The sequence below is a fragment of the Bradyrhizobium cosmicum genome (genome assembly GCF_007290395.2).
Classification (GTDB): domain Bacteria; phylum Pseudomonadota; class Alphaproteobacteria; order Rhizobiales; family Xanthobacteraceae; genus Bradyrhizobium; species Bradyrhizobium cosmicum.
This window is the reverse complement of the sequence record NZ_CP041656.2, coordinates 4,227,178-4,245,795: the sequence shown is the minus strand read 5'-3', so window position 1 is coordinate 4,245,795 and position 18,618 is coordinate 4,227,178. Positions and strand designations below refer to the sequence as shown.

The following is an 18,618-nucleotide window of genomic DNA, read 5'->3' as shown; positions in this document are numbered from 1 at the left end:
GCAGACCAAATGGTTCGCTACAACTGCGCTGGAATTGTTCCAATCCCGACAGGAGCGGCCGTGAGTCAGACTGAGACCCAGAATTCCTACCCGACTTCAGCGCGCAACAAGGTGAAGCGCCGTCACGACCGCGGTTTTTACGATCACGACACCGTACATCGCATCCTGGACTCCTCGATGATGTGCCACGTGTCGTATGTCATCGACGGCCAGCCCTATTGCACGCCGACCTTCTTCTGGCGCGAGGGCACCAAGCTGTACTGGCACGGTTCGAGCGCGAGCCGCATGCTGCGCAACCAGACCAAAGGCGAGCGCGTCTGCCTCACGGTCGCCCACCTTGACAGCCTGGTGCTGGCGCGCAGCGGCTTCAACCACTCCGCCGATTACCGCGCCGTGATGGCGTTCGGCAGTGCCTATCTCGTTACCGATCCCGAGGAGAAAGAGCGCGCGGTGATCGCGATGGTCGATCGTTTCTTCCCCGGTCGCACCGCGAGCCTGCGAGCCAGCAACACGCAGGAGATCAAGGCGACCTCGTTCATCGCGATGGAGATCGAGGAGGCCTCGGCAAAGGTTCGCGCCAAGGGTGTCGCCGACGATGACGAGGACTACGCGCTGCCCATCTATGCCGAGCGGATCCCCGTGCGCACCGTGCTCGGCGCGCCGGAGCCGTGTCCGCGGCTGCTCGACGGCGTGACGCGCCCTGGGACGCTGAATGGCTATTCGGAAGGCCGACTGCTCGAAGATGCATTGCGGGATGCATATTTTGTGGAGTACCCGAACGGCTGAAATCGGCTAGCTTGCCGGCTCTTCGATTGTTTGAACGCCTGGAGCAGCCTGATGAATGCCGAAACGCAGCAGAGGATTCTTGACGCCGTCGATGCCGGCTTCGAAGCCCAGCTTGCGACCACCCGCGATTTCGTTGCGATCCCTTCGACCCGCGGGGCGGAGGGGCCGTGCCAGGACATGATCGGCGACCTCCTGCGCGAGCGCGGCTATGAGGTCGACGACTGGCACATCAATGTCGACGATCTCAAGGACCTCCGCGGCTTCGGCCCGATCGAGCATGATTTTTCGAAGGCGCGCTCGGTGGTCGGCACCTACCGTCCGCAGACCAACGCCGGTAAATCGCTGATCATTCAAGGGCACTGCGACGTGGTGCCCGCGGGCCCGCTGGAGTTGTGGGAGACGCCGCCGTTCTCGCCGGTCATCAAGGACGGCAAGATGTTTGGCCGCGGCGCCTGCGACATGAAATCCGGCACGATCGGCGCGCTTCATGCGCTGGACGCGATCAAGGCCGCTGGTTTCAAGCCGACCGCGCGCATTCACTTCCAGTCGGTGATCGAGGAGGAGAGCACCGGCGTCGGCGCGCTCTCGACGCTGCAGCGCGGCTACCGCGCGGACGCCTGCTTCATCCCGGAGCCGACCAGCGGCAAGATGGTGCGCTCGCAAGTCGGCGTGATCTGGTTTCGCCTGCGCGTGAAGGGCCATCCGACCCATGTCGCTTTCGCCGGTTCCGGCGCCAATGCCATCATGGCGGCATATCATCTGATCCAGGCGGTCCAGAAGCTCGAGATCGAATGGAACGAGCGGGCCAAGGCCGATCGTCACTTCAAGACGCTCAACCATCCCATCAACTTCAATCCCGGCATCATCAAGGGCGGCGACTGGGCTTCCAGCGTGCCGGCCTGGTGCGACGTCGATTGCCGTATCGCGATTCTGCCGGGCTGGTCGGTCGCCGACCACCAGAAGGAGATCGCGGCCTGCGTTGCCGCGGCCGCGCGCAACCACCGCTTCCTCGCCAACAACCCGCCGGAGATCGAATGGTCGGGATTCCTGTCGGAGGGCTATGAGCTGACCGACGCCGCAGCGCCCGAGGCCGCCTTCGCCAAGGCCTTCGACAAGGTCTATGGCGGCGCAGTCGAAGACCTCGTCTTTACGGCGCTCACCGACACCCGCTTCTACGGCCTCAATTATGGCATCCCGAGCCTGTGCTTCGGCGCAAGCGGCGGCGAGATGCACGGCTTCAACGAATTCGTCGACCTGGACTCGCTGAAGAAATCGACCAAGGCAACAGCGCTGTTCATCGCGGAATGGTGCGGTGTGGAGAAGGTCTAGGCGTGAGCCTCGCTGTCTCCGCGGTCATTGCGAGCGTAGCGAAGCAATCCAGGATCCGTCTGCAGGGGCAGACTGGATTGCTTCGTCGCTACGCCCCTCGCAATGACGGCGGAACGATCTTGCGGGTTCGTTGCCCAATCCACCGGCTCTCCAAGATGCTTTAAGCTTAAAATAAAGACTAGGACGCCGCCGCGTCCGGTGGCAGACTGGCGTCGCGGGACGAGTCCCTGGGAGTCACGATGCGCGATTGGGATGATGCTTACGCCAATTCGGCCCATATCCCGGGCTCCGACAAGATGCCGGCGCAATGGGCGGAGCGGGCGGCGGCCTACCGCGCCGGACTGAAGGGTTTTCGCACCGATATCGCCTATGGCGACCGCGAGCGCCAGCGCCTCGACCTCATCCTGCCTGACGGCGACAGCAAGGGTCTCGTCGTCTTCGTGCACGGCGGTTACTGGATGCGCTTCGACAAGTCGACCTGGACCGATCTGGCCGAAGGTGCGCGGCACCACGGTTGGACGGTGGCGCTGCCGAGTTACACCCTGACACCGGCCGCACGCATCTGCGACATCACCGCGGAAATCACAGCCGCAATCGCCAAAGCCGCTTCGCTCGTTTCCGGTCCGATCCGTCTAGCCGGTCATTCCGCCGGCGGCCATCTCGTCACGCGCATGCTGTGCGACGACAGCCGGCTCGAACCTTCCGTCTTTAATCGCATCGCCGGCACGCTTTCGATCAGCGGGCTGCACGATCTGCGTCCGCTGCTGAAGACGAAGATGAACGAGACGCTGCGCATGACCATGGAGGAGGCGACGCTGGAAAGCGCGGCGCTGCACCTGCCACGCGGACATTCGCCCGTGACCGCCTGGGTCGGCGGCAGCGAGCGGCCGGAATTCATTCGCCAATCCGATCTGATGGCCAATATCTGGACCGGCTTCGACGTGCCGACGCGCCTCGTCGTCGATCCCGGGCTGAACCATTTTACCGTGATCGACGCCCTGAAGGATCCATCATCGCCGATCACCGCGCGCCTGATCGGCCTCGACTGACGAGGCGAGGGATGATCGATCGAAAGGGCCTGTCATGACGTCCAGCGATTACGATCCCACCAGCGAAGGCGCCGAGACCGATTTCGCCCGGCGGATGTCCTATGGCGATTATCTGGCGCTGGATGCGATCCTCGGCGCGCAGCATCCGCTGTCGGAAGCCCATGACGAGATGCTGTTCATCATCCAGCATCAGACGACAGAGCTGTGGATGCGGCTCGCCCTCCATGAGCTGACCGCCGCGCGCCGCGCGATCGCAAAGGACGAGGTCGCGCCGGCCATGAAGATGCTGGCGCGGATGTCGCGCATCTTCGAGCAGCTCAACGGCGCCTGGGACGTGCTGCGCACCATGACGCCGAGCGAATATACGCGCTTTCGCTCCCAACTCGGCCAGTCCTCTGGCTTCCAGTCACGGCAGTACCGGTTGATCGAATTCCTGCTCGGCAACCGCAACCACGCCATGCTCAAGCCGCACGCGCATGATGTGGAAACGACGAAGCTGCTCGAAGCCGAGCTCGCGACGCCGAGCCTTTACGATGAAGTGCTGCGGCTCGCCGATCGCAACGGGCTGAAGATGCCGGCGGCGGTGCTGGCACGCGACGTCCGCGAGACCCACAGCTTCAACGAAGGCGTGCTACAGGCTTGGCGTCAGGTTTACGAGGCGCCGGAAGCGCACTGGATGCTCTACGAGGTCGCCGAAAAGCTGGTCGACTTCGAGGACTACTTTCGCCGCTGGCGTTTCAACCATGTGACGACGGTCGAGCGTGTCATCGGTTTCAAGCGTGGCACCGGGGGCACCGGCGGCGTCAGCTATCTCAAGCGCATGCTGGAGGTCGAGCTGTTCCCCGAGCTCTGGCGTGTGCGTACAATTCTGTAGAGATGTCCAGATGCCCACTCGCAAGACCACGCTTCGCGTCTATGACGACACCAAAGCCTTGTTCCACCTGCCTGAAGGCGTGATCTATCTCGACGGCAATTCGCTCGGCGCGCTGCCGCTGGGCGTTGCCGAGCGCGTCAACCGCGTCATCACCACGGAATGGGGCAACGAGCTGATCCGCGCCTGGAACAGTGCAGGCTGGTACGCCCAGCCGCGCCATGTCGGCGATCGCATCGCGCGATTGATCGGCGCGGAAGCCGGCTCCGTGATGGTCGGCGACACGCTGTCGCTGAAAGTCTATCAGGCCCTTGCGGCGGCGCTCGACATGAACGCATCGCGCAAGGTGGTCCTGTCGGACACCGGCAATTTTCCGACTGATCTGTACATGGCCGAAGGCCTGATCGCGACGCTCGGCCGAGGCCATCAATTGCGTCTGGTGGCGCCGGAGGAGATCGAGGCCGCGTTGTCGGAGGAGATCGCCGTCCTATACATCACCGAGGTCGACTACCGCACCGGCCGGCGCCACGACATGGCGAAGCTGACCGAGAAAGCGCACGCGCTCGGCATCGTCACCGTCTGGGATCTCGCCCATTCCGCCGGTGCGTTGCCGGTCGATCTTGCGGGCTGCGGCGCCGATTTCGCCGCGGGCTGCACCTACAAATACATCAATGCCGGTCCCGGCGCCCCGGCCTTCCTCTACGTCGCGCCGCGTCACGCCGACACTGCGCGCGCAGCTCTGTCCGGATGGATGGGGCACGAAAAGCCGTTTGCCTTCGAGCTTGGCTATGCGGCCGCGGGCGGCGTCGAGCGCATGCGGGTGGGCACGCCGCCGGTGCTGGCGATGGCAGCGCTGGAAGCCTCGCTCGACATCTGGGATCGCGTCGACATCGCCGAGGTGCGCGCCCGCTCGCTGGCGCTCGGCGATCTCCTGATCGCGGAGGTCGAGCGTCGTTGCCCGTCCTTGAAGCTTGTCACCCCGCGCTCGCATGAGCACCGCGGCTCGCAAGTCTCCTTCGCCTTCGAGGGCGGCTACGCCGCCATGCAGGCCCTGATCGCCCGCGGCGTCATCGGCGACTTCCGCGCGCCCGACATCATGCGGTTCGGAATTACGCCGCTTTACATCGGCGAGAGCGAGATCATGCGGGCGGCCGAGATCATGGAAGAAGTGATCGGAGACGAGGTGTGGCGCCGGCCGGAATATCAGGTCGTCAACGCGGTGACGTGAGAAGCTATCACCGTCGCCCTGAGGTGGCCGCTTCTTCAGGGTCCCTCGAAGGATGACGGGATCAAGGAGGTGGATGCTGAAAGCTCAGGGGCGTTCGCCCCATAGCGCGGTCACGATCGCATCCAGCCCATCCGTCAGCGCCGCTGGCCCCGGTTGCAGGATGATCGGCGATTTGATCTCGACGATGCGATCATTGCGCACGGCCGGAATTTCACTCCAGCCGTCGCGCGCGCGGATGCGGGCGGGCACGACCTTCTTGCCGCACCATGACGCCAGGATCACGTCGGGCGACGCTTCACGCACCGCGTCCGCCGAGATGATACGATCCTTGGCCGCCTGGCGGGCGCGCAGCTCCGGAAACACATCCGCGCCGCCGGCGATCTCGATCAGCTCGGAGACCCAGCCGATGCCGGAGATCAGCGGGTCGTCCCATTCTTCGAAGTAGACTCTTGGCCGCGATGAGGGGCGGGATGTTGCTGCCATCGCGGCAAGGCGCCGCTCGTGGCCGTGCGCGAGTTCCTCGGCGCGCTCGACCGCACCGACCAGCGCGCCGAGTGTTCGGATCATCGCCAAAATCCCGGCGATGTCGCGCTGATTGAAGACGTGGACATCGACGCCGGCGCGAACGAGATCAGCGACGATACCGGCCTGGAGATCCGAGAAGGCGAGCACCAGGTCCGGTTCCAGCGCCAGGATTTTCGGCATGTCCGCCGAGACGAAGGCCGACACCCGCGGCTTCTCGCGCCGCACCTGCGGCGGACGGACGGCGTAGCCGGAGACGCCGACGATGCGGTCCTGCTCGCCGAGCAAATAGAGCGTTTCGACGGTCTCTTCGGTCAGGCAGACGATGCGGCGGGGCGGGAAGTGGCGCATGGGAGGAGCATATGCGCAAATGAAGGCGCCAATGTCAGCAGGGCGATTACCTCTGACGTCATTGCTTTGCCGCGCCAGGCAATTCACGCTGAGACAACAATGAATTGGGAGGAGATCCGATGACGCCGCTCGAGAAACTTCAAGCGATGAAGATGCCATTCGCCGAGCTCAAGGGCGTCGAGTTCATCGAGGCCGGGAGGGATCGCGTCGTAGCGCGGATGACGGTCCGTCCCGATCTCTGCACGCTCCACCACACCATTCACGGCGGTGCGGTGATGGCGCTCGCCGATTCCGTCGGCGCGGCGGCAACCGTGATCAACCTGCCGGAGGACGCCAAGGGCACGACCACCCTGGAGAGCAAGACCAACTTCATCGGTGGGGCCAAGGAGGGAACTACGGTTATCGCCACAGCGACCCCGGTGCACAGGGGTCGGCGGACCCAAGTCTGGACCACTCGGCTGGAAACCGAGGACGGCAAGCTCGTCGCAGTGGTCACCCAGACGCAGCTCGTCCTCGTATGACTACGGGACTTTGATTTTGTTAACGAATTAGTCGCTTGCGATGCTCGAAACTTGGGCAGGTTCCCGTCTTGAAAAGCTTGTTGCGATGCACAATATTGGAGGTCTAGGGATTCGAACGCCTCCTCGAGGGACACCAAGAGGAGTTTTCACGTGATATTGGAAGAGAACGTCCGCACGACGCCCGTTCCGGGCTATGTACGGACCCTGAGCCAGCAGGAAGAATTGCCGCTCCTGCGCGATCACCTGCTTAGGCTCGATGCCGGAAGCCGGCATGATCGTTTCAACGGCTTCCTCGACGACAGTTTCATCGAGCGTTACGCCGCCCGCTGTGCCGAGGACGGCACCGTGATCGTTGCCTATATCGTCGACGGCGTGGTCCGCGGTGCGGCCGAGCTGCATCCGCCGGAGGGCGATTCGCTGCCCGAGGTTGCCTTCAGCGTTGAAGCCTCGGCGCGCCGCCAGAACGTCGGGACCATCTTGTTCAGCCGGCTGATCGCGGAAGCGCGCTGGAAGGGCTACAAGCGCCTGCGCATCACCACGGGCTCCGAGAATCACGCGATGCGGGCGCTCGCCAGGAAGTTCGGGGCGCATCTTGCTTTCCGTCATGGCGAATCGACCGGCACGATCGATCTTGCCAAGACGCCGGAGGCCGAGCTCGCTGAACTCGCGGCCTCGCCATTCGTGGCCGGCCGCGCCTTGCTCAGCTTCAACTCGACATGCTGGAAGATCATTTCCAGCATGTACGGTAGTCGCGCCGCCTGACGCATAGAGCCGGCAGGAATCAAAAAAGCGGACCGGCAAAACCGGTCCGCTTTCGTATTGGGGTTAGAGAATTAAGCGCTCAGGTGCCGGTGCGCTTGTCGTTGCCGAAGCGGCGCACGACACGGCGTTCGACCACCACAGAGCGCTGTGCGCCCTGTTCGCCGGCGATCACGCGGGTCGCGGTGATGCGGCTGTTGGTGCGAGCCTGCTTCTTCACTTCGGCCTGCACGACATCGAGCGGCATCCCCATCAGCGCTGCAGCGATCTCGGCCTGCTGCTCCTGGTCGTCGGTGATGCCGACGGCGGCGAAGATCGCCTCGTCCAGGGTCGGGGGATCGTGGCGCACGCGCCGCGTGCCATATTTGGTATTCCAGTCTGCGCTCATAACGGCCTCGTTTCGATGCCGGGATACCTAGTGCCGCCAATGTTGCATTGCAATATGAAATCGGTGTGGCATCTCAGCTATGCACCGGTCGGGTGTCAGGACGCTGACACGACACCGGCATCGCGTTCGATCCGTTGTTGCGGCCAGCGCTTCAGCGCGGCGTGCCCGGCCTCCGTAAGCCCGTAGATTCCCCGGTCGGCGCGTTCGAACCAGCCATACACATTGTTAAGCAAGATCTTGCCAGCGTCAGGGCAACGGTCGCGCAATTCGCGCACGCGCCGCGGGCCTCCCGCGAGTTCCGATGCGCACGCCAATGCCTGCTGCCGATAGGCCGTCATGATCGGCGCGCGCGTGCTGCCGCCGAGCACGGGATCGCCCTGGCGGCGTTGATGCTCGGCCACGAGGCGCGAGCGAACCTTCGGCTCGCGGCGCGGTGCCGCGGTCGGCGGCTTCACCAGCACCTCGACCTGGCCGCGGTCGGTCACCCCGAGCATCCCGAAGCCGAGCCGGCGGCAGAGATTGCGATAGCGCGCATCGCTCTCGCGTCCCTTGCCGCGGATCGACATCCTTGCGGCGATCCAGACCTCGTCGCCGGCTGGCGCGCGATCGATGGCTTGCAGAATGAGCTCGAGATTGAAGGCGAGCTTGAGCTCGCCGATCACCACGACCGGTGGATCGCCCGCGCTGAGGCCCACGAGATCGCAGCCGCCGATCTCGCCCTTGACCGTGAAGCCGAGCTCTTCGAGGAAGCGTTTGACGGGCAGATAGAGCGTGGTTTCCACGGCGTGTCCGATCGGAGAATCAGTTGCGGGCAGTCTAGAGCGTTCTCGGCTCCGATTGAATCAGAGCCGTCGCCCAGCCGTCAGATCGAACTGCGATTATACTCGCCCGCCCACGGGGATCAGCGCCCCGGTGATGCCGCTTGCGGCGTCGCTTGCAAGGAACAAGATCACCTCCGCGAGCTCCTGCGGCGTGACCCATTTGGAGAAGTCTGCTTTCGGCATGTCGGCGCGGTTTGCCTTGGTGTCGATGATCGACGGCAACACCGCGTTCACGGTGACTTTGCCCTTCCATTCGTTCGCAAGCGCTTCGGTGAGGCGATGCACGCCGGCCTTCGAGGCGGCGTAGGGGCCCATGCCGGAACCGGCCTGGAGCGCGCCAATGGCACCGATGTTGACGATGCGGCATGCCTTGGAGGCGGCGAGATACGGCAACGCCGCGTGCGAGGCGTTGAGGGCGGTCAGCACGTTGAGTGCATACATGCGTTGCCACGTCTTGATGTCGCCGTCGCCGACGGTCTCGAAGGCGAAGCCGCCTGCGATGTTGATCAACGCGTCGAGCCGGCCGAAATGCTTTGCGGCCGCATCGATCGCTGTCTTCGCCTGTGCTGCGTCGGACAGATCGACGCCGCCGATCTCGATCCGGTCCGGCGTCGCCGAAAGCTGCGAGGGGGCGTGATCGATGCCAGCGATACGCGCGCCGCGTGACTGCGCGGTTTCGGCAACGACCTTGCCAAGCGCGCCGAGCGCGCCGGTCACCACAATCACTTTTCCCTGCACGATGCTCTCCGTCGTTCAACTCGCGCCGACTATTGCGCGGTCCGAATTGGACTTGCAATGGCGGCGGCTTCAAGGCTGAATGATCGCTGTAACCTTGGATGGCAGGAGGGATCGACATGTCCGACAGTCTGCCGGTGATCGACGTTCCCCAAGGCATCATCAAGCTCGAACACCCGCTGCGAAATTTCTTCGACGCGCTGCGCCGACCGGATCCGGTTCGCATCGTGGCGATGGGATCGTCTTCGACTGCCGGACGGGCGGACGTCGTGCCTTATCCTCATCGCCTCGAGATGTATTTGAGACAGCACTATGCCGAACCGCTGCCGGACGCCCGGATCGACGTCGTGAATCGGGGCAAGGGCGGGCAGGAAGCGCCGGAAGAACTGAAACGCTTCAAGTCCGACATCTTTTCAGAAAATCCCTCGCTGGTACTTTGGCAAATCGGGACCAACGCGGTTTTTCACAGAGATCAGTACAAGTTCCAGGATGTCCTCGACGCAATCGCCGACGGGGTGAACCAGTTGCTCAAGCCGCGTCAACGTCCGATGGACGTCGTGTTGATCGATCCGCAATACGTGACCGCCATGCTTCGCGACGATAAGGCCGAGCTTTCTGAAAGGATCGTCCTGGAGATTCGCAGGATAGCGGCATCTGCAAAGGTGAACGTGTTTCAGCGCTGGGCCCTGATGCGGCATTGGCATGTGCAAAACGGCATTTCTTTCGAGCAACTGCTTGATCCCACTGATCGTCCCGACATGCTTCATCAGAGCGACTGGAGCACGCTTCAGGTTTCCCAGGCGCTGTGCAAAGCGATTACCGATGCAACCATGTCGTCAGGCTGGCTAGCGGTCGGACCGAAACCCTGATCACGTCTGCAGATAACGCGCCCGCAGCGCCTCCCGCTCTTGCGGACCAATCTTGAGTCCGTCGCGCAAATAGGTTTCGAGATCGCCGTACTCACTGTCGACGGCTGCGAAGGCGGCAGCAAGATAGGAGGTCTCGACGCTGCCGATGGCATTGCGCACATCGTCCGGCAAATCGGTGGCGGCGGTCGCATCGCGCTTGTAGTGCGTGTTGGTGAGGAGATAGTCCTCCGCAATGATTTCGTCGGGCACGCCCAGCGCATGCAGGATCAGCGCGCTGGCAAAGCCGGTGCGGTCCTTGCCGGCGGTGCAGTGGATCACGAGCGGGGCACGATCTTCCAGCAGATGACCGAACAGCGCGCGGAAGCTATTCGTGTTGTGCCGGACGTAGTTGCGATAGGATTCGCGCATGATCTCGATCGCGACCGGCGCCGTCAGCCTGCCTGCGACGAGCTCGGCGCGCAACGCGGCCACGACCGTGGGCTCGATCGGCAGCGAATGCACGGCGATCTCGTTCACGACGCAGACCCCGGCCGCGCGCTCCTCGACGCCGCGAAAGTCGAATGCGCTGCGCACGCCGAGTGCACGCACGACCTCGATGTCTTCGGCCGTGAGCTGGCCGAGATGGTTGGACCGGAAGATGTGCCGCCAGCGTGTGGTGCGGCCGTCGGCGGTCGGATAGCCGCCGAGGTCGCGAAAATTGCTGGCGCCTTGCAGGCTGAGATGGCGGGCAGGGGAGTCTGACATGGGTTCGGCTTGGGCTATGTTTCCACCGGACGCGCTTGATAGGCGTCCTTGAGTTCTATTACAGGGGGCGATCATGGGCCGGCACAAGGCCATTCTTTTGGCGATCACCATGCTTGCGGGCGGAATTCTCAGTGCGCGCCAGGCGGACGCGCAGACGTTCCGAACCTACCGCTGCGCTGATGGCACGCAGTTCATCGTCGGATTTTATGACGACGACAAGCGCGCCTTCGTCCAAATCGACGGCGAGCCGGCGACTCTCGCCAAGCGGCTGACGGTCTCGGGCGCGCGCTATTCGGGGTCCGGGATCACGTTGAGAATCCCCAACAGCGGGGCGACCACGGTCAAGCATCTCAAGCGGCCGGTGACGGCCTGCGCGGTGATCGAAAAGGCAGGGCTCTAGGCGGGAGGGTTGCAGGAATCAAAAAGGGTCGAAACCTCGTTGTTTCGACCCTTTTTCAAACTGCCGCCGGGCACTTGCGAGAGCGCGGCGGTATTCTACCAAACACTGGCATTAGCGTTCCCATTTGGGCTTTGCTTCGTCGACCGCGTCCTGGTGGTACCAGCTGTCGCTGCAGATCGAGACGTTCGCGGGAAGCGAAGCGTGATCGGCAGGAAAGCGGGGATCGCCATAGCGGTGTCCGGCGAGAGCCGCGCGGCCCCCGACGGGGAATTGATAGATCTTCGCAGATCCGTGACTCAGTCCGTTGTTCATCATTTCAATTTGCTCCCGGGTCGAAGCGCCTTGGCCTCCATGGTGCGCCCGACTCGTTCGATTGTGGTTACTGGAATCCCCATATCGGCCGCGCATTCAGCATTTGAAAGTGCTGAAAAGGAAATCAGTTTCAGCTCATTTTTTAGTCAGTTCGCCTTCTGCATCCGCCAAGGCAGCCGATGAGTGACCAACGCTTGGGCCATTCCAAAGGTTGCTGAGCACGGTTGGAGACTTTGCGAAAATTGCTGGAAGCTGATGCGTGTTTGATCGGCAACCTCCGGCGCCGGGCCGGCTGCTCCGGAATCAGGCGTTTTCCTCGCGATTTTTGCAGTGCAGCTTCACGCAACGGTGCGCGGCTATGACGCATGCCGCTGGGGACGGTTTGCCGCCTTTGGGGACATCCCCGGCGCCGTCGAAAACCCCAGCGCGCTGCGGCCTTTTGGCACGTAAAATGCTTGTAAAGGACCGGCCGATGTTGGCCGGGTAAACAATCGTGCGGGGGCCCCCGGGCCCCCACCTTTCGCATCATCTACAGAGAGGCTCAATGACCAAGTATAAGCTCGAGTACATCTGGCTCGACGGATATACGCCGACTCCGAACTTGCGCGGCAAAACACAGATCAAGGAATTCGCGTCGTTCCCGACGCTCGAGCAGCTTCCGCTCTGGGGCTTCGATGGCTCCTCCACCCAGCAGGCCGAAGGCCACAGCTCCGATTGCGTGCTGAAGCCGGTCGCCGTCTTCCCGGACGCCGCGCGCACCAACGGCGTGCTCGTGATGTGCGAAGTCATGATGCCCGATGGCAAGACCCCGCACCCGACCAACAAGCGCGCCACCATTCTCGACGACGCCGGCGCCTGGTTCGGCTTCGAGCAGGAGTATTTCTTCTACAAGGACGGGCGTCCGCTTGGCTTCCCGGTCTCCGGCTATCCGGCGCCGCAGGGCCCGTACTACACCGGCGTCGGCTTCTCGAACGTCGGCGACGTCGCCCGCAAGATCGTCGAAGAGCATCTCGACCTCTGCCTGGCTGCCGGAATCAACCATGAAGGCATCAACGCGGAAGTCGCGAAGGGCCAGTGGGAATTCCAGATCTTCGGCAAGGGCTCCAAGAAGGCCGCCGACGAAATGTGGATGGCCCGCTACCTGATGCTGCGCCTGACCGAGAAGTACGGCATCGACATCGAGTTCCACTGCAAGCCGCTCGGCGACACCGACTGGAACGGCTCCGGCATGCACGCCAACTTCTCGACCGAGTACATGCGTACGGTCGGCGGCAAGGAGTACTTCGAGGCGCTGATGGCGGCCTTCGACAAGAACCTCATGGACCACATCGCCGTTTACGGCCCGGACAATGACAAGCGTCTGACCGGCAAGCACGAGACCGCGCCGTGGAACAAGTTCAGCTACGGCATCGCCGACCGCGGCGCCTCGATCCGCGTTCCGCACTCCTTCGTCAACAACGGCTACAAGGGCTATCTGGAAGACCGCCGTCCGAACTCGCAGGGCGACCCATACCAGATCGCTTCGCAGATCCTGAAGACGATCGCGTCCGTCCCGGCCGACAAGAAGGCGGCCGCCTAAGATCCTCCCGGCCCGGGCTGGGGGCTGGCCCGGGTTGGCTCTCAATCCGCCGGAGCGACAAGCTCCGGCGGATTTTTTGCATTCTGATGACAGCCGTTGTTGCGGGTCTGCCGGCCATGCCGGCTTGACGTCTGTCCATTGCCGCGGAAACCGGAGTAGGATATCGGCGGATGCGCGCGGGGCCGGGGACACGGCTGGTGTTTGAAGGCTTCTACAAGGTCAGATTTCAGCTCGGCGACGCGGTCGGCCGGAGCGTGATGCATGTCGGCAACGGCACGATGCTCGGCGGCAATTCGGCGTTCGCCCATATCGGCAGCTACGAGAAGACTGAAGGCGGCGTCGATATCGTCATCAAGACCGTCCGCCACAATCCCGACCCGGCCTATCGCGCGATGGCCGGCACCGACGATGCCACGCTGCTGGCGAAGGGCCGGGCCGACGGCGATCTCTATCATTTCAAGGGCGAGCTCAAGGAGCTGCCCGGCGTTCCCTTCCAGTCGTTGATGACGCCGATCACGGAGGACGAGGTGCCGATCGCCGGCGGAGTCGGCGAGGACGGCATTGCCGACGGCCTCTATTCGGTCCATCTGCGCATGCTCGATGGCGTCGACGGCGGCCTCACCGGCGTGATGCTGTTGAACGGGGGCCGCATTCTGGGCGGCGATGCCGCGTTCTACTATCTCGGCAGCTACACCGCCGCGCACGGGCGCTGGAAGGGCCAGCTCCTCAACCAGGAGCACACGCCGGCCAAGGACGATCCGATCTTCGGCGGCCACGAGGTTGGCATCGGCTTCTCCGGCAGCTACGACGCTGAGCAGGCCGTGCTGGAGGCAACCGCGCTGGCCGGCAAGCGCAGCCTGCGCCTCACCGCCGCGCTCAGGCTGATGCACCGCGCCTGATCGCGACAGGAGATGCCCATGGGAAAAATTCGCATGCTCTCGACGCTCGGCCTGATGGGCGCGATGCGCAGCCTGTCTTCCGCCTTCGAGAGCGCGACAGGCATTCATGTCGATGCCGACTTCGCGCCGACGCTGGCGCTGGTCAAGCGGCTGCGTGACGGCGAGGTTGCCGATCTCGTGATCCTCACGCGTGAGGGGCTCGACGAGATGATCGGCGAGGGCCGCGTGGTCGCGGGCAGCGCGGCTGATCTGGCGCGCTCCTTTGTCGGCATTGCGGTGCGGGCGGGGCAGGCGCATCCCGATATCTCGACCGAAGCTGCACTGCGCAGGACGCTGCTCGCGGCGCGGTCCGTCGCCTATTCGCGGCTGGGCGCGAGCGGGGTCTATTTCGCACAGTTGATCCAGCGCTGGAGCATCGCGGCCGAGATCAACGCCACGGCCACCATCGTGCAGCAGGGCTTCACGGCCGAGCGGCTCGTCAGCGGTGAGGCCGACCTCGCCGTGCAGCAGATCAGCGAGCTGAAGCAGGTCGAGGGCATCGAGGTCGTCGGCCCTATTCCGCACGATTTGCAGACACCGGCCGTATTCTCTGCCGGCCGCATGGCGAACGCGAAGCATGCTGAAGCCGCCGACCGGTTGCTGCACTATCTCGCTTCGCCCGAAGTCGTTCCGGTTCTGCGCCAATCGGGACTCGAGCCTTGAATTTGCCGATGCGCGGACGCAACGTGGGGCCCATGCGGACTTATCTCCTTGCCATCCTCTTCGCGCTTGCCGCGCCCCTGGCGGCGCAGGCGCAATCGGCCGACCTCGTGCTGTGCGACCGCCTCGCCGCCGATCCCAGCGATCCCGACAAGCCGGCCGATGTGAGGGGCGTGGCGGAACTCGCCGCCTCCGACGTCGCGACCGCGATCAAGTTCTGCAGGCAGGCGGCATCATCGTCGCGGCGGGCGATGTTCGCGCTCGGCCGCGCCTATGCGGCCAACCGGCAGACCGGCGAGGCGATCGCCGCCTGGCGCAAGGCCGCCGACAAGGGCTCGAGCGCCGCGATGGTCGAGCTTGGCGTCGCCTACGGAACGGGCGCGGGCGTCGCCAGGGACGAGGCGCAGGCGCGAAAGCTGTTCGAGAAGGCGGCGCAATCAGGCAACCCCCGCGGCGTCAGCAATCTGGCCGCGCTCGGCGGCACTAGCGGTGGCGCGCCCGCCGATCCCGCGCAGGCGCGCGCCTTGCTCGGCCGGGCCGCCGAGACCAATGCCGAAGCGCAGTATCAGCTCGGCCTGATGCTCGCCAACGGCACCGGCGGGCAGCAGGACGATGTCGCGGCGCGTGCGCTGTTCGAGAAGGCGGCTGCGCAAAACCATCCCGGCGCGCTGGAGCGGATGGGCGCCTTCGCGCAGGACGGCCGCGGCGGGCCAAAGGACAAGGATGCCGCCAAGGCCTATTACGAGCGCGCTGCCGCGCTCGGCGACGACGACGCCAAGAAGGCGCTGGAGCGGATTCGCTGTCCCTATGCCATCAAGGACAAGGCGGGCAAGCTCGTCACCACGCTGTGCTTCTAGCTCACCTCACGTGACAGCCGTTTGCGTCGGCGAGGTCGGCGCGGCCTTGATCGAGCGCAAGGCCGCCGGGTCATGCAGGCCTATATTCCCTTCACCGGGAATGGAGACTTGCAATGAAGCTTCGAGCATGGATGCTGTCGCTGGCCGCTTTGGGAGCGGCAACCGCCGTGGCGGCGCAGGATCTGAAGACGCCATCCTCGGACCAGTACGTGCCGCGCCTCGGCGACATCATGGGCGCCGCGCAGACGCGTCACCAGAAGCTCTGGATGGCCGGCAAGGCGCAGAACTGGGAGCTGGCCGCCTTCGAGTTGCGCCAGCTCAAGGCGAACCTGGTCGAGGCGGCCGTGTTCTATTCCGGCATTCCGATCGGCAATGTCGCGACGCTGGAGCCGGCGCTGCAATCGCTCTCCGACGCGATCGACGCGAAGGACGGCCGCAAGTTCGCAAAGGGCCTCGGTGAGCTGACCGATGGCTGCAATGCCTGCCACCGGTCGTTGAAGCGCAGCTTCGTCGTCATCAAGGTCCCCAGCGAGCAGCAGCCGTTCGCCAACCAGCAGTTTGCGCCGGCCGGCAAACCGTGACGACGCCGCGAGAAAACAAGGCTCGTCGAAAACAACCCCAAGCGCAGTAGCCAAGCCGTTGAAATCGCTTATTTCGCATTTTACGAAATATCGATTGACCCGTCGGGCAAAACAGGCGCATGATGGCATCATGCAGTGACCGGCTTTCGCGAATGGCCCTGCGCGGAAAAGCCGGATGGCCTTGGTGCGTCGAGGGTGCTAGGTAGCCCGCAATTCCCTCTGATGTTGCGGGTCGACTGCGTTGCTGGACGGGCTCTACAAGGTTGAATACGGAATCCACGATGCGTTCGGCCGCAGCATCATGTGCCTGCACGACGGCAAGATGCTCGGCGGCAATTCGGCGTTTGCCCACCTTGGAACGTATCAGGAGCGCGACGGCGAGATCGTCGCCGAGGTGATCACCGAGCGGCATAATGACGATCCCAACTACAAGCCGCTGATGGGCGCCGATGTCGCCACGATCGGCGCACGCGGCCGACTGATCGGCGACCAGATCCGCCTCGAGGGCAGCGCGGACACCATGCCGGGCGGCAACTTCTGGGCGATCCTCACCCGGCTCGACGACGGGGCGCTGCCGCCGCGCGGCACGATCGGGCAGGGCGGCATCGCCAACGGGCTCTACGGCATGAGCCTGCGCGCGCTCGACGGTGTCGATGCCGGGCTGTCCGGCGTGATGCTGCTGATCGACGGCCGCATCCTCGGCGGCGATGCGTTCTTCTACTATCTCGGCTCCTATTCCTCGGCGGACGGCCGCTGGAAGGGCGAACTGCTCAACCAGGAGCACACGCCGGCGAAAGGCGAGAACCCCGTGTTCGGTGGCTACGAGGTCGGGATCGGCTTCTCCGGCACCTGCACGGCCGACAGCGGCGAACTCGAAGGCATCGCGCTCGCCGGCAAGCGCAGCTTGCGGCTGGCGGCTTCGCTCAAGCTGATGCGAAGGGCTTAGAAGGGCCCTATTATTCGAGCATGATCTTTACGGAAACCGCTTCACAATTTTCCGGATCATGCTCCAGGCGCTTGGCGGATGCCGGAGCGGCAGCACTGCGGCTACCGCTCCGAGCCTGGTTCTCTCCTGATGCCGAAGATCAGGACTTCTTCATGAGCGGACACTTGCTCTGGTCGCGCGGAATGTTGGCGTCGTCGGCCGTAATGGTCGAGACGACGTCGTAGAAGTCCCACGGTCCCTTGGACTCCTCCAGCGTCTTGGCATGCAGCAGATAATAGTCGTGGATGTGCATGCCGTCCTCGCGGACAGAGCCATTCTCGGAGAAGAAATCCTTCACCGGCATCGATCTGAACTTCGCCAGCACGGCGGCCGTATCGAGCGTTCCGGCCGCTTCGACGGCCTTCAGATAGTGCAGGGTGGCCGAGTACATTCCGGCCTGGACCATGGTCGGCATGCGTCCGACCTTGTCGAAGAACCGCTTGCCGAATGCGCGCGAGGCGTCGTTGCGATTCCAGTAGAAGGCTTCCGACGTGTAGAGACCCTGCATGTTCTTCAGACCGACCGACTTGGCATCGGTGATCTGGAACAGCAGCGCCGCCACCTTCATCTTGCTCTTGAGGCCGAGCAAGCCGAACTCATGAGCCTGCATCAGCGAGTTGGAGGTGTCACCGCTGGCATTGGCGAGCGCCAGGACGTTGGCGCCCGAGCTCTGGGCCTGCAGCAGGAACGACGAGAAGTCGCTGGTATTGAAGGGGTGCCTGACCGACCCCACGACCTTGCCGCCGTTCGCCTTGACCACGGCCGACGCATCGGCTTCGAACGCGTGACCGAAGGCATAATCGGCGGTCAGGAAGAACCATTCGTTGCCGCCCTGGCCCAGCAACGCCTTCGCCGTGCTGCGCGCCAGCGTGGCGGTATTGTAGGTCCACTGGAAGGTGTTGGGAGAGCACTTTTCGTTGGTGATCGTCGAGGCGCCGGCCGACGACACGATCATCATCTTGTTCTTGTCGCGGACCAGATCGGACAGCGCGAGCGCGACCGCCGAGTTTCCAATGTCGAGAATGACGTCGACGTTCTCTGTGTCGATCCAGCGCCTGGCGATGCCCGACGCGATGTCCGCCTTGTTCTGGTGGTCGGCGACAACCAGCTCGATCGGCTGCCCCAGCAGCTTGCCGCCGAAATCGGCGATCGCCATCTTGGCGACCTCGACCGACGCAGGCCCCGCGGCATCCGCGTATTGGCCCGACTGGTCGTTGAGCACGCCGAGCTTGACCGGCTTCGACGCAGGCGCCTGCGCGTGAGCCGAAGCAAGGCTCAGGAAAACCATCGACGCTGCCAGCACGTGTCTCATTTTTGTTAAGCTCCCCATGAA

The 18,618-nt window shown here is 63.9% G+C and carries 22 protein-coding genes; 15 read left to right on the top strand and 7 right to left on the bottom strand.

Annotated features, from left to right (window positions below; genetic code table 11):
- The first annotated feature begins 60 nt into the window (after positions 1 to 60).
- The 5 genes from FNV92_RS20490 to kynU all read left to right on the top strand — a co-directional run bounded on the left by FNV92_RS20490 (position 61) and on the right by kynU (position 5,263).
- On the top strand, positions 61 to 786 hold the full coding sequence (locus FNV92_RS20490) for a pyridoxamine 5'-phosphate oxidase family protein (protein WP_143844810.1): 726 nt from the start codon (positions 61 to 63) through the stop codon (positions 784 to 786).
- Positions 787 to 837: 51 nt separating this feature from the next.
- The gene (locus FNV92_RS20485; RefSeq protein WP_143844811.1) at positions 838 to 2,115 is read left to right on the top strand and encodes an ArgE/DapE family deacylase; all 1,278 of its coding nucleotides are present in this window, start codon (positions 838 to 840) and stop codon (positions 2,113 to 2,115) included.
- Positions 2,116 to 2,354: 239 nt separating this feature from the next.
- On the top strand, positions 2,355 to 3,164 hold the full coding sequence (locus tag FNV92_RS20480) for an alpha/beta hydrolase (protein WP_143844812.1): 810 nt from the start codon (positions 2,355 to 2,357) through the stop codon (positions 3,162 to 3,164).
- A 34-nt stretch (positions 3,165 to 3,198) separates the two neighbouring features.
- Positions 3,199 to 4,038, top strand: a complete 840-nt coding sequence (kynA, locus tag FNV92_RS20475) for a tryptophan 2,3-dioxygenase (RefSeq protein ID WP_143844813.1) — start codon at positions 3,199 to 3,201, stop codon at positions 4,036 to 4,038.
- A 10-nt stretch (positions 4,039 to 4,048) separates the two neighbouring features.
- A complete protein-coding gene (gene kynU / locus FNV92_RS20470) occupies positions 4,049 to 5,263 on the top strand; it encodes a kynureninase (RefSeq protein WP_143844814.1) in 1,215 nt (404 codons plus the stop codon).
- Positions 5,264 to 5,347: 84 nt separating this feature from the next.
- On the opposite strand, the gene FNV92_RS20465 is transcribed toward kynU, so the two are convergent.
- Positions 5,348 to 6,136, bottom strand: coding sequence for a cobalamin-binding protein (locus tag FNV92_RS20465; protein WP_143844815.1), 789 nt, complete (start codon positions 6,134 to 6,136; stop codon positions 5,348 to 5,350).
- A 119-nt stretch (positions 6,137 to 6,255) separates the two neighbouring features.
- Between FNV92_RS20465 and FNV92_RS20460 the strand changes: the two genes are divergently transcribed.
- Entirely contained in the window at positions 6,256 to 6,657 is a 402-nt protein-coding gene (locus tag FNV92_RS20460; RefSeq protein WP_015686577.1) for a PaaI family thioesterase, read from the top strand.
- 150 nt (positions 6,658 to 6,807) lie between these two features.
- Positions 6,808 to 7,419, top strand: a complete 612-nt coding sequence (locus tag FNV92_RS20455) for a GNAT family N-acetyltransferase (RefSeq protein ID WP_143844816.1) — start codon at positions 6,808 to 6,810, stop codon at positions 7,417 to 7,419.
- A 79-nt stretch (positions 7,420 to 7,498) separates the two neighbouring features.
- Here the strand turns inward: FNV92_RS20455 and FNV92_RS20450 are convergent, their stop codons facing one another.
- The 3 genes from FNV92_RS20450 to FNV92_RS20440 all read right to left on the bottom strand — a co-directional run bounded on the left by FNV92_RS20450 (position 7,499) and on the right by FNV92_RS20440 (position 9,363).
- Complete coding sequence (locus FNV92_RS20450) at positions 7,499 to 7,804, bottom strand: hypothetical protein (protein ID WP_015686575.1); 306 nt, start codon at positions 7,802 to 7,804, stop codon at positions 7,499 to 7,501.
- Positions 7,805 to 7,899: 95 nt separating this feature from the next.
- Positions 7,900 to 8,586: a DUF2161 domain-containing phosphodiesterase gene (locus tag FNV92_RS20445; protein WP_143844817.1), complete on the bottom strand. Its 687-nt coding sequence runs from the start codon at positions 8,584 to 8,586 to the stop codon at positions 7,900 to 7,902.
- A 96-nt stretch (positions 8,587 to 8,682) separates the two neighbouring features.
- The gene (locus FNV92_RS20440) at positions 8,683 to 9,363 is read right to left on the bottom strand and encodes an SDR family oxidoreductase (RefSeq protein WP_143844818.1); all 681 of its coding nucleotides are present in this window, start codon (positions 9,361 to 9,363) and stop codon (positions 8,683 to 8,685) included.
- A 116-nt stretch (positions 9,364 to 9,479) separates the two neighbouring features.
- Between FNV92_RS20440 and FNV92_RS20435 the strand changes: the two genes are divergently transcribed.
- Positions 9,480 to 10,229: an SGNH/GDSL hydrolase family protein gene (locus FNV92_RS20435; RefSeq protein ID WP_143844819.1), complete on the top strand. Its 750-nt coding sequence runs from the start codon at positions 9,480 to 9,482 to the stop codon at positions 10,227 to 10,229.
- On the opposite strand, the gene FNV92_RS20430 is transcribed toward FNV92_RS20435, so the two are convergent.
- A complete protein-coding gene (locus tag FNV92_RS20430) occupies positions 10,230 to 10,973 on the bottom strand; it encodes a tyrosine-protein phosphatase (protein ID WP_143844820.1) in 744 nt (247 codons plus the stop codon).
- A 73-nt stretch (positions 10,974 to 11,046) separates the two neighbouring features.
- Here FNV92_RS20430 and FNV92_RS20425 point away from each other — a divergent pair, with 73 nt between their 5' ends.
- Positions 11,047 to 11,373, top strand: a complete 327-nt coding sequence (locus FNV92_RS20425; RefSeq protein WP_143844821.1) for an MliC family protein — start codon at positions 11,047 to 11,049, stop codon at positions 11,371 to 11,373.
- A 111-nt stretch (positions 11,374 to 11,484) separates the two neighbouring features.
- Here the strand turns inward: FNV92_RS20425 and FNV92_RS20420 are convergent, their stop codons facing one another.
- On the bottom strand, positions 11,485 to 11,688 hold the full coding sequence (locus tag FNV92_RS20420; RefSeq protein WP_015686569.1) for a DUF2735 domain-containing protein: 204 nt from the start codon (positions 11,686 to 11,688) through the stop codon (positions 11,485 to 11,487).
- A gap of 541 nt (positions 11,689 to 12,229) precedes the next feature.
- On the opposite strand from FNV92_RS20420, the gene FNV92_RS20415 reads away from it, so the two are divergent.
- The 6 genes from FNV92_RS20415 (at position 12,230) to FNV92_RS20390 (ending at position 17,246) form a co-directional block, all read left to right on the top strand.
- Entirely contained in the window at positions 12,230 to 13,264 is a 1,035-nt protein-coding gene (locus FNV92_RS20415; protein WP_015686568.1) for a glutamine synthetase beta-grasp domain-containing protein, read from the top strand.
- A gap of 197 nt (positions 13,265 to 13,461) precedes the next feature.
- The gene (locus FNV92_RS20410; protein WP_143846257.1) at positions 13,462 to 14,163 is read left to right on the top strand and encodes a GrlR family regulatory protein; all 702 of its coding nucleotides are present in this window, start codon (positions 13,462 to 13,464) and stop codon (positions 14,161 to 14,163) included.
- Positions 14,164 to 14,181: 18 nt separating this feature from the next.
- Positions 14,182 to 14,865, top strand: a complete 684-nt coding sequence (locus tag FNV92_RS20405; RefSeq protein ID WP_143844822.1) for a substrate-binding domain-containing protein — start codon at positions 14,182 to 14,184, stop codon at positions 14,863 to 14,865.
- Between the two features lie 32 nt (positions 14,866 to 14,897).
- Positions 14,898 to 15,719 (top strand): tetratricopeptide repeat protein, encoded by an 822-nt coding sequence (locus FNV92_RS20400; RefSeq protein WP_041748937.1) that lies wholly within the window; start codon positions 14,898 to 14,900, stop codon positions 15,717 to 15,719.
- A 113-nt stretch (positions 15,720 to 15,832) separates the two neighbouring features.
- A complete protein-coding gene (locus FNV92_RS20395; RefSeq protein WP_143844823.1) occupies positions 15,833 to 16,300 on the top strand; it encodes a hypothetical protein in 468 nt (155 codons plus the stop codon).
- 241 nt (positions 16,301 to 16,541) lie between these two features.
- Positions 16,542 to 17,246, top strand: coding sequence for a hypothetical protein (locus tag FNV92_RS20390; RefSeq protein ID WP_143844824.1), 705 nt, complete (start codon positions 16,542 to 16,544; stop codon positions 17,244 to 17,246).
- Positions 17,247 to 17,385: 139 nt separating this feature from the next.
- On the opposite strand, the gene FNV92_RS20385 is transcribed toward FNV92_RS20390, so the two are convergent.
- Positions 17,386 to 18,597, bottom strand: coding sequence for an ABC transporter substrate-binding protein (locus tag FNV92_RS20385; RefSeq protein WP_143844825.1), 1,212 nt, complete (start codon positions 18,595 to 18,597; stop codon positions 17,386 to 17,388).
- Positions 18,598 to 18,618 lie beyond the last annotated feature (21 nt).